General features: G+C 66.4%; 20 protein-coding genes. 8 read left to right on the forward strand and 12 right to left on the reverse strand.

The window, feature by feature from the left end; genetic code table 11:
• Positions 1–61 precede the first annotated feature (61 nt).
• From imuA to AC6LJY_RS18465, 4 genes are all read left to right on the forward strand, one after another.
• Positions 62–766, forward strand: a complete 705-nt coding sequence (gene imuA, locus AC6LJY_RS18450) for a translesion DNA synthesis-associated protein ImuA (RefSeq protein WP_314365883.1) — start codon at positions 62–64, stop codon at positions 764–766.
• Positions 696–2165 (forward strand): Y-family DNA polymerase, encoded by a 1470-nt coding sequence (locus tag AC6LJY_RS18455; RefSeq protein WP_498136515.1) that lies wholly within the window; start codon positions 696–698, stop codon positions 2163–2165. Before imuA ends, AC6LJY_RS18455 begins: the two co-directional genes overlap by 71 nt.
• A 10-nt stretch (positions 2166–2175) precedes the next feature.
• Entirely contained in the window at positions 2176–5424 is a 3249-nt protein-coding gene (locus AC6LJY_RS18460) for an error-prone DNA polymerase (RefSeq protein ID WP_240434095.1), read from the forward strand.
• A gap of 157 nt (positions 5425–5581) precedes the next feature.
• Positions 5582–5995 carry an I78 family peptidase inhibitor gene (locus AC6LJY_RS18465; RefSeq protein WP_046807203.1) on the forward strand — a complete coding sequence of 138 codons (414 nt, stop codon included), beginning with the start codon at positions 5582–5584 and terminating at the stop codon, positions 5993–5995.
• 85 nt (positions 5996–6080) lie between these two features.
• On the opposite strand, the gene AC6LJY_RS18470 is transcribed toward AC6LJY_RS18465, so the two are convergent.
• From AC6LJY_RS18470 to AC6LJY_RS18515, 10 genes are all read right to left on the reverse strand, one after another.
• A complete protein-coding gene (locus AC6LJY_RS18470) occupies positions 6081–7040 on the reverse strand; it encodes a LysR family transcriptional regulator (protein ID WP_498136516.1) in 960 nt (319 codons plus the stop codon).
• A gap of 34 nt (positions 7041–7074) precedes the next feature.
• The gene (locus AC6LJY_RS18475; protein WP_046807204.1) at positions 7075–7809 is read right to left on the reverse strand and encodes an amino acid ABC transporter ATP-binding protein; all 735 of its coding nucleotides are present in this window, start codon (positions 7807–7809) and stop codon (positions 7075–7077) included.
• An 11-nt stretch (positions 7810–7820) separates the two neighbouring features.
• The gene (locus AC6LJY_RS18480) at positions 7821–8510 is read right to left on the reverse strand and encodes an amino acid ABC transporter permease (protein ID WP_046807205.1); all 690 of its coding nucleotides are present in this window, start codon (positions 8508–8510) and stop codon (positions 7821–7823) included.
• Complete coding sequence (locus tag AC6LJY_RS18485) at positions 8503–9192, reverse strand: amino acid ABC transporter permease (protein ID WP_046807206.1); 690 nt, start codon at positions 9190–9192, stop codon at positions 8503–8505. Before AC6LJY_RS18485 ends, AC6LJY_RS18480 begins: the two co-directional genes overlap by 8 nt.
• A gap of 31 nt (positions 9193–9223) precedes the next feature.
• Entirely contained in the window at positions 9224–10045 is an 822-nt protein-coding gene (locus AC6LJY_RS18490; protein WP_219992397.1) for an ABC transporter substrate-binding protein, read from the reverse strand.
• A 39-nt stretch (positions 10046–10084) separates the two neighbouring features.
• Positions 10085–11287: an aminotransferase class I/II-fold pyridoxal phosphate-dependent enzyme gene (locus AC6LJY_RS18495; protein ID WP_314365171.1), complete on the reverse strand. Its 1203-nt coding sequence runs from the start codon at positions 11285–11287 to the stop codon at positions 10085–10087.
• Positions 11284–11964 carry an RraA family protein gene (locus tag AC6LJY_RS18500; RefSeq protein ID WP_498136517.1) on the reverse strand — a complete coding sequence of 227 codons (681 nt, stop codon included), beginning with the start codon at positions 11962–11964 and terminating at the stop codon, positions 11284–11286. Before AC6LJY_RS18500 ends, AC6LJY_RS18495 begins: the two co-directional genes overlap by 4 nt.
• Positions 11965–12133: 169 nt before the next feature.
• Entirely contained in the window at positions 12134–13018 is an 885-nt protein-coding gene (locus AC6LJY_RS18505; protein WP_498136518.1) for a ParB N-terminal domain-containing protein, read from the reverse strand.
• A 32-nt stretch (positions 13019–13050) separates the two neighbouring features.
• Positions 13051–13662 (reverse strand): LON peptidase substrate-binding domain-containing protein, encoded by a 612-nt coding sequence (locus AC6LJY_RS18510; protein WP_046807209.1) that lies wholly within the window; start codon positions 13660–13662, stop codon positions 13051–13053.
• A 9-nt stretch (positions 13663–13671) separates the two neighbouring features.
• On the reverse strand, positions 13672–14079 hold the full coding sequence (locus AC6LJY_RS18515; protein ID WP_120155341.1) for a carboxymuconolactone decarboxylase family protein: 408 nt from the start codon (positions 14077–14079) through the stop codon (positions 13672–13674).
• A 148-nt stretch (positions 14080–14227) separates the two neighbouring features.
• On the opposite strand from AC6LJY_RS18515, the gene AC6LJY_RS18520 reads away from it, so the two are divergent.
• Positions 14228–14656 carry a VOC family protein gene (locus tag AC6LJY_RS18520; protein WP_046807211.1) on the forward strand — a complete coding sequence of 143 codons (429 nt, stop codon included), beginning with the start codon at positions 14228–14230 and terminating at the stop codon, positions 14654–14656.
• Positions 14657–14772: 116 nt separating this feature from the next.
• Entirely contained in the window at positions 14773–15954 is a 1182-nt protein-coding gene (locus AC6LJY_RS18525) for a low temperature requirement protein A (protein ID WP_498136519.1), read from the forward strand.
• A gap of 85 nt (positions 15955–16039) precedes the next feature.
• On the opposite strand, the gene AC6LJY_RS18530 is transcribed toward AC6LJY_RS18525, so the two are convergent.
• A complete protein-coding gene (locus tag AC6LJY_RS18530) occupies positions 16040–16900 on the reverse strand; it encodes an IclR family transcriptional regulator domain-containing protein (RefSeq protein WP_314365158.1) in 861 nt (286 codons plus the stop codon).
• Positions 16901–17115: 215 nt separating this feature from the next.
• On the opposite strand from AC6LJY_RS18530, the gene AC6LJY_RS18535 reads away from it, so the two are divergent.
• Positions 17116–18753, forward strand: coding sequence for a GMC family oxidoreductase (locus tag AC6LJY_RS18535; protein WP_498136520.1), 1638 nt, complete (start codon positions 17116–17118; stop codon positions 18751–18753).
• 128 nt (positions 18754–18881) lie between these two features.
• Complete coding sequence (locus tag AC6LJY_RS18540; RefSeq protein WP_485798478.1) at positions 18882–20222, forward strand: MFS transporter; 1341 nt, start codon at positions 18882–18884, stop codon at positions 20220–20222.
• Positions 20223–20248: 26 nt separating this feature from the next.
• On the opposite strand, the gene AC6LJY_RS18545 is transcribed toward AC6LJY_RS18540, so the two are convergent.
• Positions 20249–21688: an efflux transporter outer membrane subunit gene (locus tag AC6LJY_RS18545; protein ID WP_314365151.1), complete on the reverse strand. Its 1440-nt coding sequence runs from the start codon at positions 21686–21688 to the stop codon at positions 20249–20251.
• Positions 21689–21691 lie beyond the last annotated feature (3 nt).

Genomic DNA, 21691 nt, shown 5'->3' on the forward strand with positions numbered 1-21691 from the left:
AGCAAAGGGATCACCGAAGGGCGACAAAAAGGAAGCTACAATACTGTATATTCATACAGTAATGATGACTCCTGAACGCATCCATCCCGCGTTGTGGCGCGCCACCCAGTTGGCTAAAGGCGCCGCGCGCAACCTGCCTACCGGGCACGCTTCGCTTTCCGCCGAGCTGCCGGACGGCGGCTGGCCGCTGGGGTCTCTTATCGAACTGTTGACGCCGCATCCGGGCGTGGGCGAAATCCGCCTGCTGCGCCCGGCGCTGGCCCAGCTGGAAACGCGCCGCCCCATTGCGCTGGTCCAGCCGCCGCACGTGCCCCACATCGCCAGCTGGATGAGCTGGCGGCTGGACCCCCGGCAATTGCTGTGGGTGGCGCCGCAAAAACCCGTCGACACCCTGTGGGCAACGGAACAAATCCTGAAAAACGGCAGTTGCGGCGCCCTGATCTGCTGGTTGCCGCACGTGCGCCCCGAATCCCTGCGCCGCCTGCATCTGGCGGCCCAGGCCAGCGACCTGCTGTTCATTGCCATCCGCCCGGCCAACGCCGCGCAAAACGCCACCCCCGCCCCGTTGCGGCTGGCGCTTGCGCCGGCCCCGGGCGGTTTATCCGTTCATATTCTGAAGCGCCGGGGGCCTGTCTGCGACACCCCGCTGTACGTGGGCCTGGAGCCCGGCGCGCTTACGCCGTCTTCTCCCCGCCATGCGCCTCTGGATCGCCGCCTTCCTGCGCTGCCTGCCGCTGGACGTACTACGCCCGCACTGGCCGCATGAGGGGCACGCGTTCGCCGTCCTGGACCAGGAACGCGTTGCCGCCCTCACCCCCGCCGCCCGCCAGGCCGGCGTCAAACCGGGCATGCGCCGCGCCGGCGCGGCCGTTATCGCCCCCCAGGTCGAGCTCTTGCCCCGCCAGCCCCAAGCCGAAGCCGACACCCTGCACGGCGCGGCGCTGGCGCTGCTGCAATACACCCCTGAAATTGCCTTGGACGATGCCGACACCGTGCTGTTGAACGTGGGCGCCAGCCTGATGTTCTTTGGCGGCCCGCGCGCGCTTGCCCGGCGCATACGCGCCACCCTGCAAGCGCTGGACCTGCGCGTGTCGCTGGGCATGGCGCCCACGGCCCGGGGCGCCTGGCTGCTGGCGCATCGGGCCGGCCGCCGCATGCCCCGGCGCACGCTCACCCTGCCCACGCTGGCCCGCCGGCTGGACGCCCTGCCAGTGGCGCTGCTGCCCCAGGCGCAGGCGCGGCTGGACTGGCTGGGCGACATCGGCTGCCATACCCTGGCCGACCTGCGCGCCCTGCCGCGCGCCGGCCTGCAACGGCGCAGCGCGCCCGACCTTCTGCCGGCCCTGGACGCCGCCTATGGCCAGGCGCCCGAACTGTATCGCTGGATCGAACCGCCCAACCAGTTTTCCCGGCGCATCGAACTCATGGACTACGTCGAGCACACCGACGCCGTGCTGGCAGTGGCGCGCCGCCTGGCCGAGCAGCTGGGCGGCTGGCTTACCGCCCGGCAACTGGCGGTGCGCCGCGTGGTGCTCTGCATGGAACACGAACGCGGCCGCCATGCCCGCCCGCCCACCGAACTGGAACTGGCGCTGGCGCAGCCGGTCTGGCAGGCGCCGCAGATCTTGCACCTGCTGCGCGAAAAGCTGAACCACGTCACGCTGGAAGCGCCCGTCATCGCCGTATCGCTGCTGGCGCCCGACACCGTGGAACAGCCCGCCGTCAGCACCACCTTGTTCCCCGAGCCCGGCGGTACCGCAGCCGACCACGCCCGGCTGCTGGATCTGCTGGTGGCCCGGCTGGGTCGCGACCAGGTGCGCCATGCCCATCCCACGCCCGACCACCGCCCCGAAGCCGCCAATTCCTGGGGCGATGCGCTGGCCACCCCGCGCCCGCCCCAGCCCCTGCCGCCCTTGCTGGACCGCCCCTTCTGGCTGCTGGAAACGCCGCTGGCCTTGAAGCTGTCGGGTCATCGCCCCCAGTACGGCGGCCAGCCGCTGCGGCTGGTGCGCGGGCCGGAACGCATCGAAAGCGGCTGGTGGGACCCGGCTCTGACCGTGCGCGATTACTTCGTTGCCGAAGACGCGGCGGCGGCGCGCTACTGGATCTACCGCGAACGCGACGCCGAACACGCGCGCTGGTTCCTGCACGGGCTGTACGCTTAAGGCCGGCCCCATGCAAGACGACCCCTACGACCCGTCCGACCCGGCCGACCCCGCCGACCCCGCTGCGTTAGCCACCCTGCCCGGCTACGCCGAGCTGCAATGCCAGTCGAATTTTTCCTTCCTGCAAGGCGCCTCGCACCCGGAAGAACTGGTCGCGCGCGCGGCGGAACTCGGCTACGCCGCGCTGGCGCTGACCGACGAATGCTCGCTGGCCGGCGTGGTTCGCGCCCACATGGAGGCCAAGACCCAGAAGCTGCCGCTGATCATCGGCGCCACGTTCCAGCTGCGCGCCGCGCCCGACGCCGCCCCCCTGGGCCTGACCCTGCTGGCGCAAACCCGCGAAGGCTACGGCAACCTGTCCGAACTCATCACGCTGGCCCGCACCCGCGCCCCCAAGGGCGAATACCGGCTGGCCCCCGAAGACCTGACCCACCCGCCCAAGGGCTACGAACACCTGCGCCAGTTACCGGAATGCCTGGCCATCCTGACGCCCGCCTACGGCACCGACGCCGACCGCCTGGCCGAGCAGGCGCGCTGGCTGGCACGCGTGTTTGCCAACCGCGCCTGGGTCGGCTTGAACCTGCTGTACCGGTCGCGCGACGACCAGCACCGCGCCGCCGTCGAACACGCCGCCCGCCAGGCCGAGCTGCCCGTCGTAGCGGTGGGCCAGGTGCAGATGCATGTGCGGTCGCGCAAGCCCCTGCACGACACGCTGGCCGGCATCCGCACCCGCCAGACCGTCGCCCAGTGCGGCTACGAATTGTCCGAAAATGCCGAGCAGCATCTGCGCACCCGCATGCGCCTGGCCAACCTGTATCCGCCCGACGCGCTGGCGCAGACCCTGGTGGTGGCGCGCCGCTGCGCGTTTTCGCTGGACGAGCTGCGCTACGAATACCCCGACGAGGTCGTGCCGCCCGGCCACACGCCCGCCTCTTATCTGCGCCAGGAAACCCTGGCCGGCGCCGCCCGCCGCTTTCCTGCCGGCGTCCCGGAAAACGTCGAAGCCCAGATCGAAAAAGAACTCGACCTGATCGGCGAGCTGCACTACGAAGCGTATTTCCTGACCGTCTACGACATCGTCCAGTACGCGCGCAGCCAGGGCATCCTGTGCCAGGGCCGGGGGTCCGCCGCCAACTCCGCCGTCTGTTATTGCCTGGGCATCACCGCCGTCGATCCGGCCCGAGGCAACAACCTGTTTGAACGTTTCATCAGCAAGGAACGCAACGAACCCCCCGACATCGACGTGGACTTCGAACACCAGCGCCGCGAAGAAGTCATCCAATACATCTACGACAAATACGGACGCGACCGCGCCGCCCTGACCGCCGTGGTCATTTCGTACCGGCCGCGCAGTGTGCTGCGCGACACCGGCAGCGCACTGGGCGTGGACCTGGGCGTCATCGACGCGGTGGCGCGCGCCCATCAATGGTGGGACGGCAAAAAGGAAATGCTGCGCACGCTGGGCACCTGCGGGCTGGACCCGGAATCGCGCGTGGCGCGGCAATGGGCGTCGCTGGCGCAAACCATGATGGGCTTTCCACGCCACCTGTCGCAGCACCCCGGCGGCTTTGTGATTTCACGCGGCAAGCTGTCGCGGCTGGTGCCCATTGAAAACGCCGCCATGCAGGACCGCAGCGTCGTGCAATGGGACAAAGACGACCTGGACGCGCTGAAACTGCTGAAAGTGGACGTGCTGGCGCTGGGCATGCTGTCCGCCCTGCGCCGCACGCTGGAACTGGCCGGCCAGCGCCGGGGCCGGCCGCTGGCGCTGCAAGACATACCCGAAGGCGACGAAGCCACCTACGACATGATCTGCGAGGCCGACACGGTGGGCGTGTTCCAGATCGAATCGCGTGCGCAGATGACGATGCTGCCCCGCCTGCGCCCGCGCAAATACTACGACCTGGTCGTGCAGGTGGCCATCGTGCGCCCCGGCCCGATCCAGGGCGGCATGGTCCACCCCTACCTGCGCCGCCGCCAGGGCAAGGAAGCCGAAACCTATCCCAGCGAGAAGGTCCGAGGCGTGCTCAGCCGCACCATGGGCGTGCCCATCTTCCAGGAACAGGTGATGCAGATTGCCGTGGTGGCCGCCGGCTTCACCCCGGGCGAGGCCGACCAGTTGCGCCGCTCCATGGCCGCCTGGAAACGCAAGGGTGGCGTGGACAAATTCCGCATCAAGCTGGTGGGCGGCCTGCTGGCGCACGGCTACAAGCTGGAATTCGCCGAAGCGCTGTTCCGGCAGGTCGAGGGGTTTGGCGAATACGGGTTCCCGGAAAGCCATGCCGCCAGCTTCGCCCTGCTGGCGTACTTCAGTTCCTGGCTCAAGCGCCACGAACCCGAGGCCTTCCTGGCCGCCCTGCTCAATTCCCAACCCATGGGGTTCTACGCCCCCGCCCAACTGGTGCAGGACGCCCGCCGCCACGGCGTCTGTGTGCTGCCCGCCGACGTCACCGTCAGCGGCTGGGAATCCGCGCTGGAAACCCTGCCCGCCGACCACCCCGGCGCCCAGCGCCGCCCCCGCCCGCATTCGCCGCCTGCCGACCAGGCGCGCCCGGCCGTGCGGCTGGGGCTGAACCTGCTGCAAGGCATGCGCGAAGACGCCGCCCGGCGCATCGAACAGGCGCGCGCACAGGCACCCTTTGCCGACACCGGCGACCTGGCCCGCCGCGCCACCCTGAACCGCCACGACCTGAACGTGCTGGCCGCCGGCGACGCGCTGCGCACGCTGGCCGGCCACCGCCGCCAAGCCAGCTGGGAAGCCGCCGCCAGCGTACAAAGCCGCGACCTGCTGCGCGACGCCGCCATCGTCGAAACGCAAGCCCCCCAGCTGTCGGCCCCGTCCGAAAGCCAGACCGTGGCCGCCGATTACCGCAGCCTGGGCCTGACGCTGCACAGCCACCCGGTCGCGCTGCTACGCCCCCAACTGGCCGCCCGCAACTTCCAACCCGCCGAGGTCCTGAACGGCTACCCCGACAAACGCGTCGCCCGCGCCTGCGGCATCGTCACCGTACGCCAACGGCCACAAACCTCCAAGGGCGTCATCTTCGTAACCCTGGAAGACGAAACCGGCCCCGTCAACGTCGTCGTCCGCCCCGACCTGATCGAACGCCAACGCCGCGAACTACTCGGGGCCAAACTGCTGGGCGTCTACGGCACCTGGCAAAGCGTCGACGGCATCCGCCACCTGATCGCCCAACGCCTGGTGGACCTGTCCGACCTGCTGGGCGGCCTGGCGGCGCATAGCCGGAATTTTCATTGACGTCACGCGCTTGTCAAGTTCCCGAATCGGCATGCCCACGGGGCAAACCAACGCCAAAACCGCTCGGATTTCAGGTGCTCGCTGATCCCTGATTACAGCGCGCCAAGGCTGGTCTATCATGGCTTTTTCGTCGTCGAGTAGTTGTAAGGAGCTTTACATGATCCGCAAGCTGATCCCTTTCCTTCTGATTGCCAGCCTGACCGCATGCGCCAATACCGGGACGTCTTCGTCCGGCGCGTCGTCGGCATCCAGCTCCTCCAGCGCGTCTTCCTCTTCCGGCGCATCCAGCGCGTCCGGTGGCTCTACTTTCGGCGGCTCATCCTATGGCGGGTCGGCAGGCGGCTCGGCCATGCCGGGCTACGGCACCAAGACTTGCGATGCGGCCGCGCTGCAATCGCAGATCGGCCAAAAGGCCACGACCTCTACCATGGAAGACCTGCGTACCCGCAGCGGCAGCAGCACGGCGCGCATTTTGCGCCCCGGTCAACTCGTGACCATGGAATACAACGCCACCCGCCTGAACCTGATCGTGGATGACAAAGACGTCATGACCGCGATTCGCTGCGGCTGATCCGGCGGCATCCAAGGCAAGACGGCGCCGGCCGTCGCGCCCATCCCCGTCCCATTCCTCGCCATCCCCGCCCCGGCAGGCCGCCTCAGGCCGCGGGCGGCGTGGGTGGCACGTGGGGCAGGAATGCCCCCGCCACTTCAAACGCGCATTCCTCGCGCGCAATGTCGATCACCCGCGACACAATCGGGTTGACGATGTTTTTCTTGTGCACCGCGTAGTAATTGATCGTGGGCAGATCGGGCTGCACATTCAACTGGCACAGCGCGCCGCGCTCGACCAGCGGCGCAAAGTAGGCGCCCGGCAGATAGCTGATGCCCAGCCCCAGCATCGTCAACTGCGCCATCATCCCCAGGCTGTTGCAGGTCAACACCCGCTTGACGGGCAAACCCTGTTCCGCGAACCAGGCGTCATACAGATGCGACAGCGCGGAATTGGTCGGCTGCGAAATCACCGGATACGGCGCCAGGTCCTGGGGTGACAAGCGCGCCTGAAAATCAATGTCCAGCGCGGGGCTGGCCATCCAGACGTTGGTGACGGCGCCCAGGTGCGTGCAGTCGTATTGGTAGCTCCAGAAAGGCCCCGGCATGATGGCCAGGTCCAACTGGTCTTGTTCCAGCCGTTCGTACAGCGTGATGCCACCGTCGATCTCGGGCATCAGCTGCACGCGCGGATAGCGCTGGCTGATCTGGTTGATCAGCCGCGCCAGCCACGTCATGCCGACCAGTTCGGTCACGCCCAGCCGCACCACGCCTTCGAAACTGGCGGGGTCGGCCATGTTCTGCACGATGCGGCTGTTCAGGTCCAGCATCTCGCGCGCCAGTTCGAACAGCTTGCGGCCTTGCGGCGTCATCACCAGTTTCTTGGCGCGCCGCTCGAACAAGGGCGAGCCCGCAAAGGCTTCGAGTTCGCCCACCCGCTTGGCCACCGCCGATTGGGTCGTGTGCAGTTTTCGGGAAGATGCGCTGAAGCTGCCAAGTTCGGAGCTCCAGTAAAAAGCCTCTAGCTGTTTAAGGGTGTACATCGCGGTGGTCGAGGCGAAACGCATGGAAACCCTCACATTACCATCGCGGCAGGCGGCGCTAGCCGCGCGGATGCAGGATGTCGGCCAGGAAGCGCTGCGCGCGCGGATGCGACGGCGCGCTGAAAAACCGCTCGGGCGTGTCCACCTCCAGGATCTCGCCGCCATCCATGAAAACGACGCGGTCACAGACGTCGCGCGCGAAACCCATTTCGTGTGTCACGCAGACCATCGTCATGCCGTCCTTGGCCAAGCCCTTCATCACCTGCAACACCTCGCCCACCATTTCCGGGTCCAGCGCGCTGGTCGGCTCGTCGAACAACATCACCGGCGGCTGCAACGCCAACGCACGGGCAATCGCCACGCGTTGCTGCTGACCACCCGACAGCGAACCCGGATAGGCATCGATCTTGTTCAACAGCCCGACCCGTTCCAGCAAGGCACGCGCCAATTCCACCGCCTGCTTGCGCGGCTGCTTGCGGATGTTGACCGGCGCGAAGATCACGTTTTCCAGCACGCTCATGTGCGGAAACAGGTTGAACTGCTGAAACACGAAACCGATCTTCTGGCGCAGCGCATTCAGGTTGGCGCCCTTTTGGTAGATGTCGGCCCCATCGATCAGGATGCGGCCTTTTTCGATGGGTTCCAGCCGGTTCACCGTGCGGATCATCGTCGACTTGCCCGAACCCGACGGCCCGCACACCACCAGCACTTCACCACGCGCTACCGACAGGTCGACATCCTTGAGCACGTGATGGTCGCCATACCACTTGTTCACTTTTTCAAGCTTGATCATGATTCTTTCCGTTAAGCCATGGCGCGCGAGCGGCGGATATGCAGGTCCAGCCAGCTCAAGCCGCGGCTCAGGCTGAAGCACACCAGGAAATAGATGATGGCCAGGATGCCGAATACTTGCAGCGGCTGCGTCAGCACCAGGTTGTTGATCTGGTTGGCGGCAAACGTCAGTTCATTGACGCTGATGACGTAGCCCAGCGACGTTTCCTTGATCGTGGACACGAACTGGCTGGTCATGCTGGGCAACACGTTGAACAGCGCCTGCGGCAGCACCACCTTGCGCATCGTGGTCCAGTAACCCACGCCCAGCGACCGGGACGCCTCGATCTGGCCGCGCGGCACCGCCTCGATGCCCGACCGGATCACCTCCGACAGATAGGCGCTTTCGTAGACGACCAGCGCAAAAATCAGCGTCCAGAAACCGCTGACCACCTGCCCCGTCAGCTTGGGCACCACGAAGTACGCCCAGAAGATCAGCATCAGCAGCGGCATGCCGCGCACCATGTTGACCAGCGCCTTGCTGGCAACGCGCAGCGCGCCGAACGGGCTGACGCGGGCCAGCGCAATCAGCAGCGCCAGCGGCAAGGACATCAGCAGCCCCAGCGCCGCCAGGATCAGCGTCAGCGCCAGACCGCCCAGGGGCCCGTTGGGGTATTGGCCGACCAGCAGCGTCGGCCAGTATTGCGACAGCAGATCAAGCACCGTGGCCTCCGCGATTCAAACGATAACGGGCGTAGATGCGCGACCCCACCGCCATGATCAGGAACGATCCCAGCAGGTACATGATCGTTGCCGCGCCGAAAGTGGCGAAGGTGCGATAGGTTTCGTTTTCGATCTCGCGCGCCTGGTAGGTCAGCTCCATCACGCCGATCGCCATCGCGACGCTGGTGTTCTTGAACAGCAGCAACGCGCGGCCGACCAAAGGCGGAATGGAAATGCGCAGCGCCTGCGGCACGATCACGAAGCGCATGCATTGCAGGTAGCTCGCGCCCAGCGCGCGCGCCGCCTCGAACTGCGTCCACGGTATGGCGCGCAGGCCGCTGCGGATGTCCTCGGCGATGTAGGCGGCCGAGCCCAGCGCCAGCGCAATCGCCGCCAGCGACATCTCGGCGTTGTGATCGTAGAGCCACATTCGCAGCCCTTCGGGCAGCAGCTCGGGCATGCCGAAATACCAGAACAATACCTGCACCAACAGCGGCACGTTGCGGTGGTATTCGACATACGCGTCCACCACCCAGCGGCACGGCGCCAGGTTGGTGGCGCGCACCACCACCAGCGTCACCGCGATGGCAAAGGCCATGACCCACGCAACGAAGAACAGTTGCACGGTGACCACCATGCCGCTGAACAGCAGCTGGTATTGGGAAGCGTCTAGCAGGCTCATAAAGCGTCGGCCCCTGGCGGTTGCGCGGGCATCAGCCGGCGATGGGGCCGATCTTGAAACCGCGCTCCAGCTTGTAGGGGGTGGTCGGGCCGAACCACTTGTCGAACAGCTTGGCGGCCGCGCCCGAGCTTTCGGCGTCGTCCAGGGCCTGGTTCACCGTTTGCAGCATGCGCGGCTCGGACTTGCGCACGCCCAGGCCCCAGGGTTCGTCGAACACCGACTTGGCAATCACGCTGACGGGCGCCGTGGGCGGGCTTTGCAGCACCAGCCGCACCAGCACCAGTTCAGAGGCAAACTGCGCGTCCACCTTCTTTTGCTGCAAGGCCAGATACGTGGCCGAACTGTCGCCATAACCAATCACCTGCGACTTGTTCAGGATGCGCTTGATCTCGCGTTCCGAGCTGGAACCCTTGGTGGCGCCGATGCGGCGGCCGTTCAGCGCGTCAATCGAATCAAAGCCCGAATCCTTGCGCACCAGCAGCTTTTGCGGGCTGACGTAGTAGGCGTGGCTGAACGCGATCTGTTCGGCGCGATCCGGCGAATAACCCAGGTTGGCGGCCAGGATGTCCACGCGCCCTTCGTTCAGTTCCGGCACGCGCGCCGCCACCGACAGCAGCTTGTAGCTGATCTTCACGCCCAGCTTGTCGGCAACCAGTTTGCACACGTCTACGTCATAGCCCACCAACTGGCGCGTGGCGCCGTCCTGGAAGCTGAACGGCTGCGACGTGCCCAGCGTGCCGCAAACCAGTTCGCCGCGCGCCTTGATGTCGTCGACCTGATCTGCTTGCGCGGCAGCGCCGACGGCCAACGTGGCCAGGCCCAGGCACGCTGCAAAAAAAGTATGACGTTTCATGGATGATTCCCCTTGTATGTTGTGTTGGTCAAACGGCATTCACGACAGCTTGGCGCAGGCCTCGCGGATCGCGGAACATCCTTGCTTGATATCGTCCATCGATGCCGCGAACGACAAACGGAACGTGCCCGGCGCGCCATAGGCGTTGCCGTCGATCACGGCCACCCCCGCTTCGCGCAGCAGGTAATGCGTCAAGTCGGTGTCGCTGGCGATCACCTCGCCCGAGGGCGTCTTCTTGCCCAGCAGGCCCGAGCAATCCGGGAACACATAGAACGCGCCTTGCGGCACCACGATGGTCAGCCCCGGCGCGCCGGCCAACTCGGCCACGGCCAGGTCGCGGCGTTGCTGGAAGATCCGCGCAAATTCCGCCACGCAGTCCTGCGGACCGGACAGCGCTTCCAGCGCCGCCGCCTGGCTGACGGACGACGCGCCGGACGTGCTTTGCGATTGCAGTATCGCCATCGCCTTGATCAATTCGTCGGGCCCGGCGCCATAGCCGATGCGCCAGCCCGTCATGGCGTACGCCTTGGACACGCCGTTGACCACCAGCGTGCGATCGGCCAGCTCGGGCGCCACCTGCAACGGATGCACCGTGGGCTCGCCCGTGAAATTCAGGCGGGCGTAGATGTCGTCCGTCATCAACCACACGTGCGGATGGCGCTTGAGCACATCGGTCAGCCCGCGCAATTCCTCGGCGGTATAGACCGACCCCGTGGGGTTGCTGGGCGCGTTCATCATCAGCCACTTGGTGCGCGGCGTGATGGCGGCTTCCAGCGCCTGCGGCGTGACCTTGTAGTCCGATGCGGGAGACGTCGTCACCGCCACCGGCACGCCGCCATTGACCAGCACCATATCCGGGTACGACACCCAGAACGGCGCGGGAATCAGGACCTCGTCGCCGTCATTGAGCGTGGCGGCCAGGCCGTTGAAAATCACTTGCTTGGCGCCGGTACTGACGATGATCTGCCCCACCGGATAGTCCACGCCCGTTGCGTCTTGCAACTGCGCGCGCGCGGCCCGGCGCAACGCCACGGTGCCCTGCGCGGGCGGGTACTTGGTTTCGCCCCGGTTCATCGCGGCGGTGGCCGCCTGGCGGATATGTTCGGGCGTTGAAAAATCAGGCTCGCCTATGGTCAGGTCGATGATGCGACGGCCCTGTTCGCGCAGCTGCGCAATGATGGCGCGCGCGGCAACGCTGGGCGACAGCTTGATGCGCTTGATGCGGTCGGCAATGATGCTCATTGTGCACCCCCGGTTTTTTCAAGAATGGTCTTGGCCAACCAGGGTTTGGTGTACGTGCCCGCGCGCAGCTTTTGCTTGGCGACGGCTTCGTCGGCTTCTTTCTTTTGCGCCAGTGCCAGCACGGCGGCCGCGTGTTCGGCGGGAATCACCACCACGCCATCGGCATCGCCCACGACGACATCCCCGGCGTGGACCACCTGCCCGCCGACCGATACCGCCACATTGATTTCGCCCGGGCCGTCCTTGTAGGGGCCTTTGTGCGCAACGCCGCGCGCGAAGCAGCCAAATTCACCCTGGCCGAAGACGTCCACATCGCGCACCGCGCCGTCGATGACAAAGCCCGCGATGCCGCGCGACTGCGCATCCATCATCATCAGTTCACCGACCAGCGCGTTGCTGGTGTCGCCGGCGCCATCGACCACGATGACGTCGCCTGCCCCGCCCATGGAAATTGCCTGATGGATCATCAGGTTATCGCCCGGCCGCGTCTTCACGGTCAGCGCCAGGCCGACCATGCGGCGCGTGCCGCCGTGCATCGGACGCAAGTCCGCCACGCCGTAAAGGCGGTTCATGCAGTCGCTGATCTGGGCCGAGCCGATGTCGGCAAAGCCGGCCAGCACGTCGGCGGCCACGGCCGGGGCCGACCGGGAAAGAATGCGAAATCCGATGGGAGTCATAAGAAAGTCGATGGGGGTGAATGCGTCTAGCGGTTAAGCGAATACGCATTACAAGGCCCCGGCCGCCTTTCCTCAAAACGATATAAATTCCCAGCGGACCACGAATTTTTTTCTTATATCCAGACGTTAAGGGTTATCCCTTGCCCTGATCAACCCCGACCCATGCCGGTCAATCATCCCCGCCATTGCTGGCGCCCCGCGCCTCGGACAGCGCGATCGTCAGGTGCATGACCTTCTTTTTCAACTGATCGCGTTCTTCGGTCACGCGCGCCAACACTCCGCGCAAGCGGGCCACCTCGGCGGGCAGATCCGCGATGTGCTCGATGGGGACTTCGGGCGGGGCTTCGCGCGGCGGCGGGGCCTTGGCCAGACGCACTTCGCGGGCGGCCTGTTGCAGCTCTTTCTTGCCGCCGGCCACCGCCGCGGCCTGACGCTCGGCCGGCAACGAGGCCACCGCCGCCGCCGCGTTGATCGAAATGGCGCCCTCTTTCACGGCGCGCACCAGTTCGGGCGCAGCGTCCTTCTGGATTTTTTCGATCTGGCCCAGCGTATTGCTGCTGATGCGCGCGGCGCGCGCCAACGCCTGGCGGCTGGGCACGGGCGGCGTCCACGAGATATTGGGCGGCAGGCGCGGCGCGCCATCCACGCTGGGCGGCGCGTCGGATTCGTCCCAGGGCGGGGACCCGTCCTCCGCTTCGCCTTCCGGCGGCGTCGCGGCTTCCGGCGGCGTGCGCGCCAGCAGGATTTCTTTTTTGCGCAGCGCCAGCACGCCGCGCTGGAAGTCCGACACGCTGCGTCGGCCAAGGTGGTTTTCAATCATCCACAGGTGCACGTCTTCCATCGACTTGAACGTGGTGTTCTGACGCGTCTGAAATTCGATGCCGTGCTTCTTGCACAAGGCATAACGGTTGTGGCCGTCCACCAGCAGGTCGCCCCACAGCACCAGCGCATCGCGGCAGCCCTCGGCAAGCAGGCTGCGCTCCAGTGCCTCGTGCTCGTCTTCGGTCAAAGGGTCTATATAGGCTCGCAGGCCCTCGTCAATCCTGATTTCCATGGTGTCCAATTGGTTTATCTTGCCAAGCAGTGCTACGTCAGCCCCTGGCCACGCAGCAGATCCTGAACCGCCGCCAGCCGCGCCACCGGGTCCGCAAGGCCCAGCAGCCGGGCCTTGTCGTCCGGCGGCAAGGGCAGCAGTTCGCACCAGCGATCCGCCACCCAGCCGCTGTCGTCCAGCCGGAACGGCGGCGCAAGCGGCATCCTGTCTGGCGGCACGCCCTCTTGCTGCCATTGCGCCACCAGCCGTCCCAAGGCGTCGGCGCTGGGCTGCATGGACGCCGGCACGGGCGTGGGCGGGTCGTCGGCGATGGGCTCGGTCTGGCCCATCCACAGGCCGTATTTTGCCACCTTGCTGGACAACAGCCGGAACCGGCTGCCGCCAATACAGCGCACTTGCAGCAACGCGGGCATGGGCGCCTCCCACGCCACCACGCGCGCCAGCGTGCCGACCGGCGCCAGCGTCTCAACGCCCTCTGGCGAACGCACTTCGCTACCAGCCAGCAAACCCACCACGCCAAACTCGCTGCCCTCCGCGATGCAGCGGCGGATCATATCCAGATAGCGCACCTCGAAGATGCGCAGGTGCAGCACGCCGGCGGGAAACAGCGCGTTGGATAAGGGAAACAGCGGAATCAGCGCCATGGCCGGCTCCTATTTGATGTCGAAGGCGGCGTCCACCGGCACCTGCATGGCCGTCACCATGGCGTTGGTCTGCGCCGCCATGCCGATCACCGCCAGCAGTTCGGCGTGCTGGCCGGGGGTCATTCCCTTGGCCTTGGCGGAGGCCGTATGCGAATGCACGCAGTAAGAGCAGCCGTTGGCCGTGGACACGGCAATGTAGATCATCTCGCGCACCACAGGCGGCAGTTCGCCCTCGGCGACCATGACCTGTTTAAGCTGCGACCACACGCGCTGCAATTGCGCCGGGTCGTTGGCCAGCGCGCGCCAGAAGTTGTTCACGAAGTCCGACTTGCGCGTGGATCGGATGTCTTCAAACACCGCCCACGCTTCGGGGCTTTTGCGGACCTCGTCGTCCGTCAGCAGTTTGACCGTGCTCATGTCGCCATTCCTTTATGAAGCCGCCCGGCATCCTTCCCAACCGGCTACAGTGCGTAGGTTGCCGGGCCGTGCGGTATTGCGGGTCGGGCCTTCCATCATAGTGCGACGGCGTTTCTTGCAGCTGTCCGCCGTAGAACCAGGAACCATCATGCCCCAGCTATCCGCCTATCTCAGCTTTGACGGCAACTGCGCCGACGCCATGCGCTTTTACGAACGCGTGCTGGGCGGACGCCTTGACGCCCTGATCCGCTACGCCGACGCGCCCGCCGATGCCGCCATGCCCGCCCTGTCCCCCGAGGACGCCGACCGCATCATGGTCGCCCGGCTGGCGCTGGACGAGCAGACGCTGCTGGGCAGCGACGCCACCAGCGGCCACCCGTACACAGGCAAGAAAGGCATGGCGCTGGCGCTGCTGTACCCGACAGTGTCGGATGCCCAGCGGGTATTTGACCAACTGGCCGAAGGCGGCAACGTAACCATGCCGCTGCAAAAAACGTTCTGGGCCGAGGCATACGGCGCGCTGGTGGACCGCTACGGTACGCGCTGGATGGTCAGCGGCGGCAAGATGACGCACTGATCCGCAGCGGCCCGCAGGCGGACGCACTGGCCCACGTGGCCTTTGATAAGTTTTGCAATTGCCCGCCGGGCCTTGCAGTACTCTGGCAGCGCGCCTTTTTACAGGAAGCGCCCGCCATGACTTTTCTAGCCAGCGCCACGCTGCTTCGCCGCCGAGACGGCCATGAAGCCCGCGTCACCTTCGTCGAGCTGTTCTTTGACCTGGTCTACGTCTTTGCCGTCACCCAGCTCTCGCACAGCCTGCTGCATGACCTGACCTTGATAGGCGCGGTGCACGCGCTGGTGCTGTGGTTCGCCGTCTGGCTGGGATGGCAGTACACGTGCTGGGTCACCAACTGGTTCGACCCCGACGCCATCCCCATGCGCGTCATGCTGTTCGCGGTGATGCTGGTCGGCCTGATCGCCGCCGCCGTGCTGCCGGACGCGTTCGGGGAAAACGGGCTGATCTTCGCCATCTGCTACGCCCTGATCCAGGTCGGGCGCACGGTGTTCATCGTGCTGCACCTGGGGCGCAACCATCCGCTGGCCGACAACTTCCGCCGCATGCTGGGCTGGCTGTGCATCTCGGCGGTGTTGTGGATCGCGGGCGGCCTGGCCTCCGGCGAGGCGCGCCTGGTGCTGTGGATAGCAGCCGTGGCCTGCGAATATATTTCGCCCATGTTCGGGTTCCGCCTGCCCGGCATGGGCCGCTCTTACACCAGCGACTGGACCATCGAGGGCGGCCATATTGCCGAACGCTGCCAGCTGTTCGTCATCGTGGCGTTGGGCGAAACGTTGTTGATCACGGGCGCCACGCTGGGCGACCGTGGCCATTGGGACATCCCCACGCTGATCGCGCTGCTGGCCGCCTTCCTGGGAACGGCGGCCATGTGGTGGGTGTATTTCGACACCAGCAGCAAGGACGGCAGCCACGCCATCGTGCATTCCAGCGACCCGGGCCGCATGGGCGCCATCTTTCACTATGTGCACGTGATTTTGATCGCGGGCGTGATCGTGTCGGCGGTGGCCAACGAATTGGTCATCCTGCACCCCGATGGCCGCATCACCACGCCGGCGGCCGCCGCATTGCTGGGCGGGCCGGCGCTGTACCTGCTGGGCAACGGCATCTACAAGACGGTGGTGTACGCGCGCTTTCCGTTATCGCACCTGGCCGGGCTGGTATTGCTGGCGGTGCTGGCGCCGGTGTCTACCGTTACCGACAACCTGATGGTGGGCGGGCTGACCACGCTGATCATGGTGTTGGTGGCCGTGTGGGAAAGCGTGTCGCGGCGCCGGGCGGCCTCGCCCATCACCGTGTAGCCGTCCGGCGCGCAAGCATCGAAGGGCCTTGCGACGGGGCTGTCGCCGCACAGACCCTCGCGTCCGCCGATGCCGCAACGCAGCGTCACACGCCCGGGCGATGCAGCGCCAGCACCTCGTGCAGCGACTGCGCCGCGCGTTGCAGCACCGGCACAGCGCGCAGCAAGTCATCCAGCATCACGCGCGCCGTGGGCGCGTGGCAGGCCACCGCCGCCACCACGCGGTCCTCGGCGTCTCTTATCGGCACCGCCACCGCGCTCATGCCGCGCACGAATTCCTCGTTATCGATGCCGATGCCGCGCGCGGCCAGGCGCTCCAGTTCCTCGTCCAGCTTCGTCGGGTCCGTGAAGGTGCGCGGCGTGTTGCGCGTCAGCGGCAGCCGCGCCAGCACCCGGCTTCGTTCCAGCCGGTTCATTGACGCCAGAAACAGCTTGCCGCTGGCGGTGCAGTGCATCGGCACATGGCTGCCCACCGCGAAGAACAGCCGCAGGGGCTCCGACGTTTCCACGCGTTCCATATAGACCACGCGGTCGCCGTCAGGCGCGGTCAAGTTGCAGGTTTCGCCAAGCGTGCCCACCAGCTGCGCCAGCACGGCACGGCAGGCCCGGGTGAACGCCGAGGCGCTCAGCGTGGCCAGCGCCAGCGATGTGGCTTGCGGCCCCGGCACATAGCCCTGCTCGGTCGGCGTGGCCGCCACGAAGCCGGCGCGCTGCATCGCCGCCAGCAAGCGCATCAAGGTGGTCTTGGGCATGTCCAGCCGCTGTGCCAGCTGCGCCAACGTGGGCGGATGCTGGGCGCGCGCAAGATGGTCCAGCACCAGCAACGCCCGTAACGAGCGTGCTGCCTCTTGCTGTTGATGTTGGTGCTGCTGCTGCCCGGACCCCGACGGCTCCGGCGCCGATGCTGCACTGCGATTTTGAAACCGAAGTTGCATGTTCCGTTCCATTTGTCCGCCCCCACGCGTGTTGTGCTTTGTTGTACGCGCCTGCTTCCTAGAATCGCCACAGATGCCAGCCGGGTGCGCAACGCAAACCGGCCGGATCAAACCAGTATATAAGTGCGTCCCGCCGCGACAAGCAGGGAAAACGCGCCGTCACCATCGCTTGCGAACACGGTGACGTCAGTCGCGACGGCGATGCGACGACAGGGAGACAAGGCGATATGTCCGATACCGTGGATGTCATCGTGGTGGGCGCCGGCTCGGCCGGATGTGTGATGGCCAATCGGCTTAGCGCCAATGGCGCGCACGCCGTCTGCCTGCTGGAAGCGGGCCCCCGGGATACCTACCCGTGGATCCACATCCCCATCGGCTACGGCAAGACCATGTTCCACAAAGTGGTGAACTGGGGCTACTACACCGACCCCGATCCCAACATGCTGGGCCGGCGCATCTACTGGCCGCGCGGCCGCACGCTTGGCGGCTCCAGCGCCATCAACGGCCTGATCTACATTCGTGGCCAGCGCGCCGACTACGACGCCTGGGAACGGGCGGGCAACCCCGGCTGGGGCTGGGACGACTGCCTGCCCTACTTTCGCAAACTGGAAGACAACGACCTGGGCGCGGGGCCGACCCGGGGCGTGAACGGCCCCTTGAGCGCCACGTCCATCAAGACGCCCCACCCGCTGGTCGAAGCGATGATCGCCGCCGCGCGGACGATGGGCGTGCCCCCCGTGCAGGACTTCAACACGGGCGAGCAAGAAGGCGTGGGCTACTACCAGCTGACCACGCGGCGCGGCCGCCGCTGCTCCACCGCCGTGGCCTATCTGCGGCCCGCGCGGGACCGGCCCAATCTGCGCGTGGAAACCGATGCGCATGCCATGGCCATCCTGTTCGAAGGCGGACGCGCCTGCGGGGTGCGATACCGGCAAGGCGGGCAAGTGCGCACGCTGCGCGCGCGGCGCGAAGTGGTGCTGTGCGCGGGCGCGCTGCAATCGCCCCAGCTGCTGCAACTGTCCGGCGTGGGCCCGGCCGCGCTGCTGCGCCAGTTCGGCATCCGCGTCGTGCGCGACCTGCCCGGCGTGGGCGAAAACCTGCAAGACCATCTTCAGATCCGCCTGATCTACCAAACCACCCGGCCCATCACCACCAACGACCAGCTGCGCAGCCTGCACGGGCGCGTGGGCATGGGCTTGCAATGGCTGCTGTTCCGAAGCGGCCCGCTGGCGGTCGGCATCAATCAGGGCGGACTGTTCTGCCGGGTCGACCCCGCCAGCCGCACGCCGGACACGCAATACCACTTCGCCACCTTGTCCGCCGACATGGCCGGCGGCAAGGTGCACCCCTTTTCCGGATGCACGTATTCGGTCTGCCAGTTGCGCCCGTCATCGCGCGGTTACGTGCGGCTGCGCGCGGCCGACCCGTTCGAACCGCCGTCGATGCAGCCCAACTACCTGTCCACGGAATTGGACCGCCGCATGACCGTGGCCGCCGTCAAGCATGCGCGGCTATTGGCCGCAACCGAACCGCTGGCGTCGCTGATGAAGCGCGAATTCCGGCCCGGTCCCAACGTACGCACCGACGACGAGATCCTGCATTTCTGCCGCGAATACGGCGCCACCATCTTTCACCCATCGGGCACCGCCAAGATGGGTCCGCGCAGCGACCCGCTGGCGGTGGTTGACGAACGCCTGCGCGTGCACGGCGTGCAGGGCCTGCGGGTGGTGGACTGTTCGGTGATGCCCACGCTGGTATCGGGCAACACCAACGCGCCCGTGGTGATGCTGGCCGAACGCGCGGCGGATTTCATGCTGGAGGATTTCAAGCTGGCGCGGCGGCGGGCGGATCTGGTCGCGGCTTGATGTACTGGCGGCTGATTTTGCGGCCGCGCGCTTTAAGCAATCAACAAGGATGTGAACGACGAACCTGAAGTCAGACCGGCACGCGGGCGACAACAGAAGCGCCCCCGCCTTCACCAAAGGAGACTGCAATGTCCAAGCAAAACGAAGCCGCGGTACGCAAGGTCGTCACCGCATCGTTGATCGGCGCCACCATCGAGTGGTACGACTTCTTTCTTTACGGTGTCGTGGCCGGCATCGTGTTCAACAAGCTGTACTTCCCCACGGGCGACCCGCTGGTATCCACCATGCTGGCCTACACCACCTTCGCGGTGGGCTTTGTGACGCGGCCGCTGGGCGGGCTGATCTTCGGCCACTTTGGCGACCGCATCGGGCGCAAGAGCATGCTGGTGATGACGCTGATGATCATGGGCGTGTCCACCTTCCTGATCGGCCTGGTGCCCACCTACGAAACCATCGGGCTATGGGCGCCCATCCTGTTGCTGCTGCTGCGCGTGTTCCAGGGCATCGGCCTGGGCGGCGAATGGGGCGGCGCGGTGTTGATGGCCTATGAATACGCGCCACCGGGCAAAAAGGGCTTTTACGCGTCGCTGCCGCAGATCGGCCTGGCGATCGGCCTGTGCCTGGCCTCGGGCACCGTGGCGCTCTTGTCCACCTTGCTGACCGACGAACAGTTCATGGCCTGGGGCTGGCGCATTGCCTTCCTGGCGTCCGCCGCCATGGTGATGGTGGGCATGTACATCCGGCTGAACATCAAGGAAACGCCCGAGTTCACGGCGGTAAAGGCCAACAATGCCGAAAGCCGCATTCCGTTTTTCGACATGCTCAAGCGTTACCCGGGCAACGTCTTCAAAGGCATGGGCGCGCGGTATATCGACGGCGTGTTCTTCAATGTGTTTGGCGTATTTTCGATTTCGTACCTGACGCAAACCGTGCAGATCACGCGCACCGAGGCGCTGACGGGTGTGATGGCCGCCGCGCTGGTGATGTGCTTTTTCATTCCGTTCTTCGGCCGCCTGTCCGACCGCATCGGTCGCACCCGCGTGTACTTCTGGGGCTCGCTGATTACCGCGCTGGCGTCCTTCCCCGGCTTCTGGCTGATGCTGAACAGCCAGGGCAGCGTCATGCTGATCTGGCTGGCCATCATCATCCCGTTCGGCATCTTCTACGCCGCCGTGTACGGCCCCGAGGCAGCGCTGTTCTGCGAGCTGTTCGACGCCAAGGTCCGCTACACCGGGATTTCGTTCGTCTATCAGTTCTCGGGTATCTTCGCGTCCGGCATCACGCCCATCATCGCCACCGCGCTGCTCAAGACGGGCGGCGGGCAGCCGTGGCTGATCTGCCTGTACGTGCTGTTCGCCGGCGCGGTCTCGGCATGGTGCGCCTGGCTGATCGGACGCGGCAAGCCGGTGACCGAAGCCACCGGCAACACGGCGCCGCCGATTCCCGGCGCGGGATGGCGCAAGGCGTGAGGACGGCGGGCGAACCCGCCGACACGTCAGGGCCAGCCGCCACCCAGCGCCTTGAACAAGGTCGCCAGCGCAATCTGCCGCTGCGTGCTGATGTCGATGTACGTCAACTGGTCGGTGAAGGCGCTGCGCTGCGCGTCCAGATAGCGCAAATGGCTGTCGACGCCGCCGCGATACCGCGCCTCAGACAAGCGCATCGCTTCCTGGCTGGACTCGGCCAAGGCGCGGCGCGACGCGGCCTCGCGTTGCAGGGTGTCGGTGGCGGCCAGGGCATCGGCCACTTCCTTGAATGCCGTCTGGATGGTGGCTTCGTACTTGGCCACCGCGATGTCCTTGCGCACCGTCGCCAGGTCCAGGTTGGCCACATTGCGCCCGCCCGAGAAGATCGGCAAGGTGATCTGCGGCATGAACGACCAGGCGCGCTGCCCGCCGTCGAACAAGTTGGACAGGTCCGCGCTGGACGAGCCGTACAGGCCGGTCAGCGTGATGCTGGGAAAGAACGCCGCGCGCGCCGCGCCGATGCTGGCATTGCGCGAACGCAGCTCGTGTTCGGCGGCCAGAATGTCCGGCCGGCGCTCCAGCAATTCGGACGGCGCGCCCGCCGCGATGTTCTGCACCAACACGTTGGACGTGGCCAGCTGCGCGGGCAGATACGGACGCAGGTCGTTCACGCCCACCAACAGGCCCAGCGCATTGCCTGCCTGGCGCACTTCGCGTTCCATGCGCTCGCGTTCGGCGCGCGCCTGCTCGGTCAGGCCCAGCGCTTCCTGATAATCCAGCGCCGTGGCGGTGCCGGCTTCGCGCCGCTTGACGATCAGGTTGAGCGACGCCTCGCGGCTGGCCAGCGTTTGTTCGGTGAGCTGCATCTTGCGCATCGCGCTGTCACGCGTCAGATACGCCTGGATCACCTCGGCCACCAGGCTGATGCGCGTGGCGTGCGCGGTTTCCTCGGTGGCCAGATACGTTTGCAGCGCCGCATCCGACAGGCTGCGCACGCGGCCGAACAGGTCGATCTCGAACGAGGTCAGCCCGATGCCGGCCTGGTAGCTGCTTTGCACGGCGGAACTGCCCGTGCTGTTCAGGTCGCCCGGCACCCGCTGGCGCGTGCCCGAGCCTTGCGCGTTGATACCCGGCAGCCGGTCGGCGCGCTCGATGCGGTACTGCGCGCGGGCCGCTTCGATATTCAACACCGCCTGGCGCAGGTCACGGTTGTTGTCCAATGCCAGGGCCACCAGCTGACGCAACGCATCGTCGGTGACGAAAGTCTGCCAATCCAGCGTGCCGGCGGCGGAGGGGGCGGCATTGGCCGAAGCCCCGTCCGATGCCTGGCCAGCCGGGTTGCCGTCAGCCGGGAACTGGGTCGGAACCGGCGCATCCGGCCGCTGGTAGACCGGCGCCATCGAGCACCCGGCCAGCGCCGCCGTCAACAGCAGCGCGCCCAGGCTGCGGGGATAAAAAGTTTGCATCATCAC

It is taken from the genome of Achromobacter sp. RT286_PF, assembly GCF_059760425.1.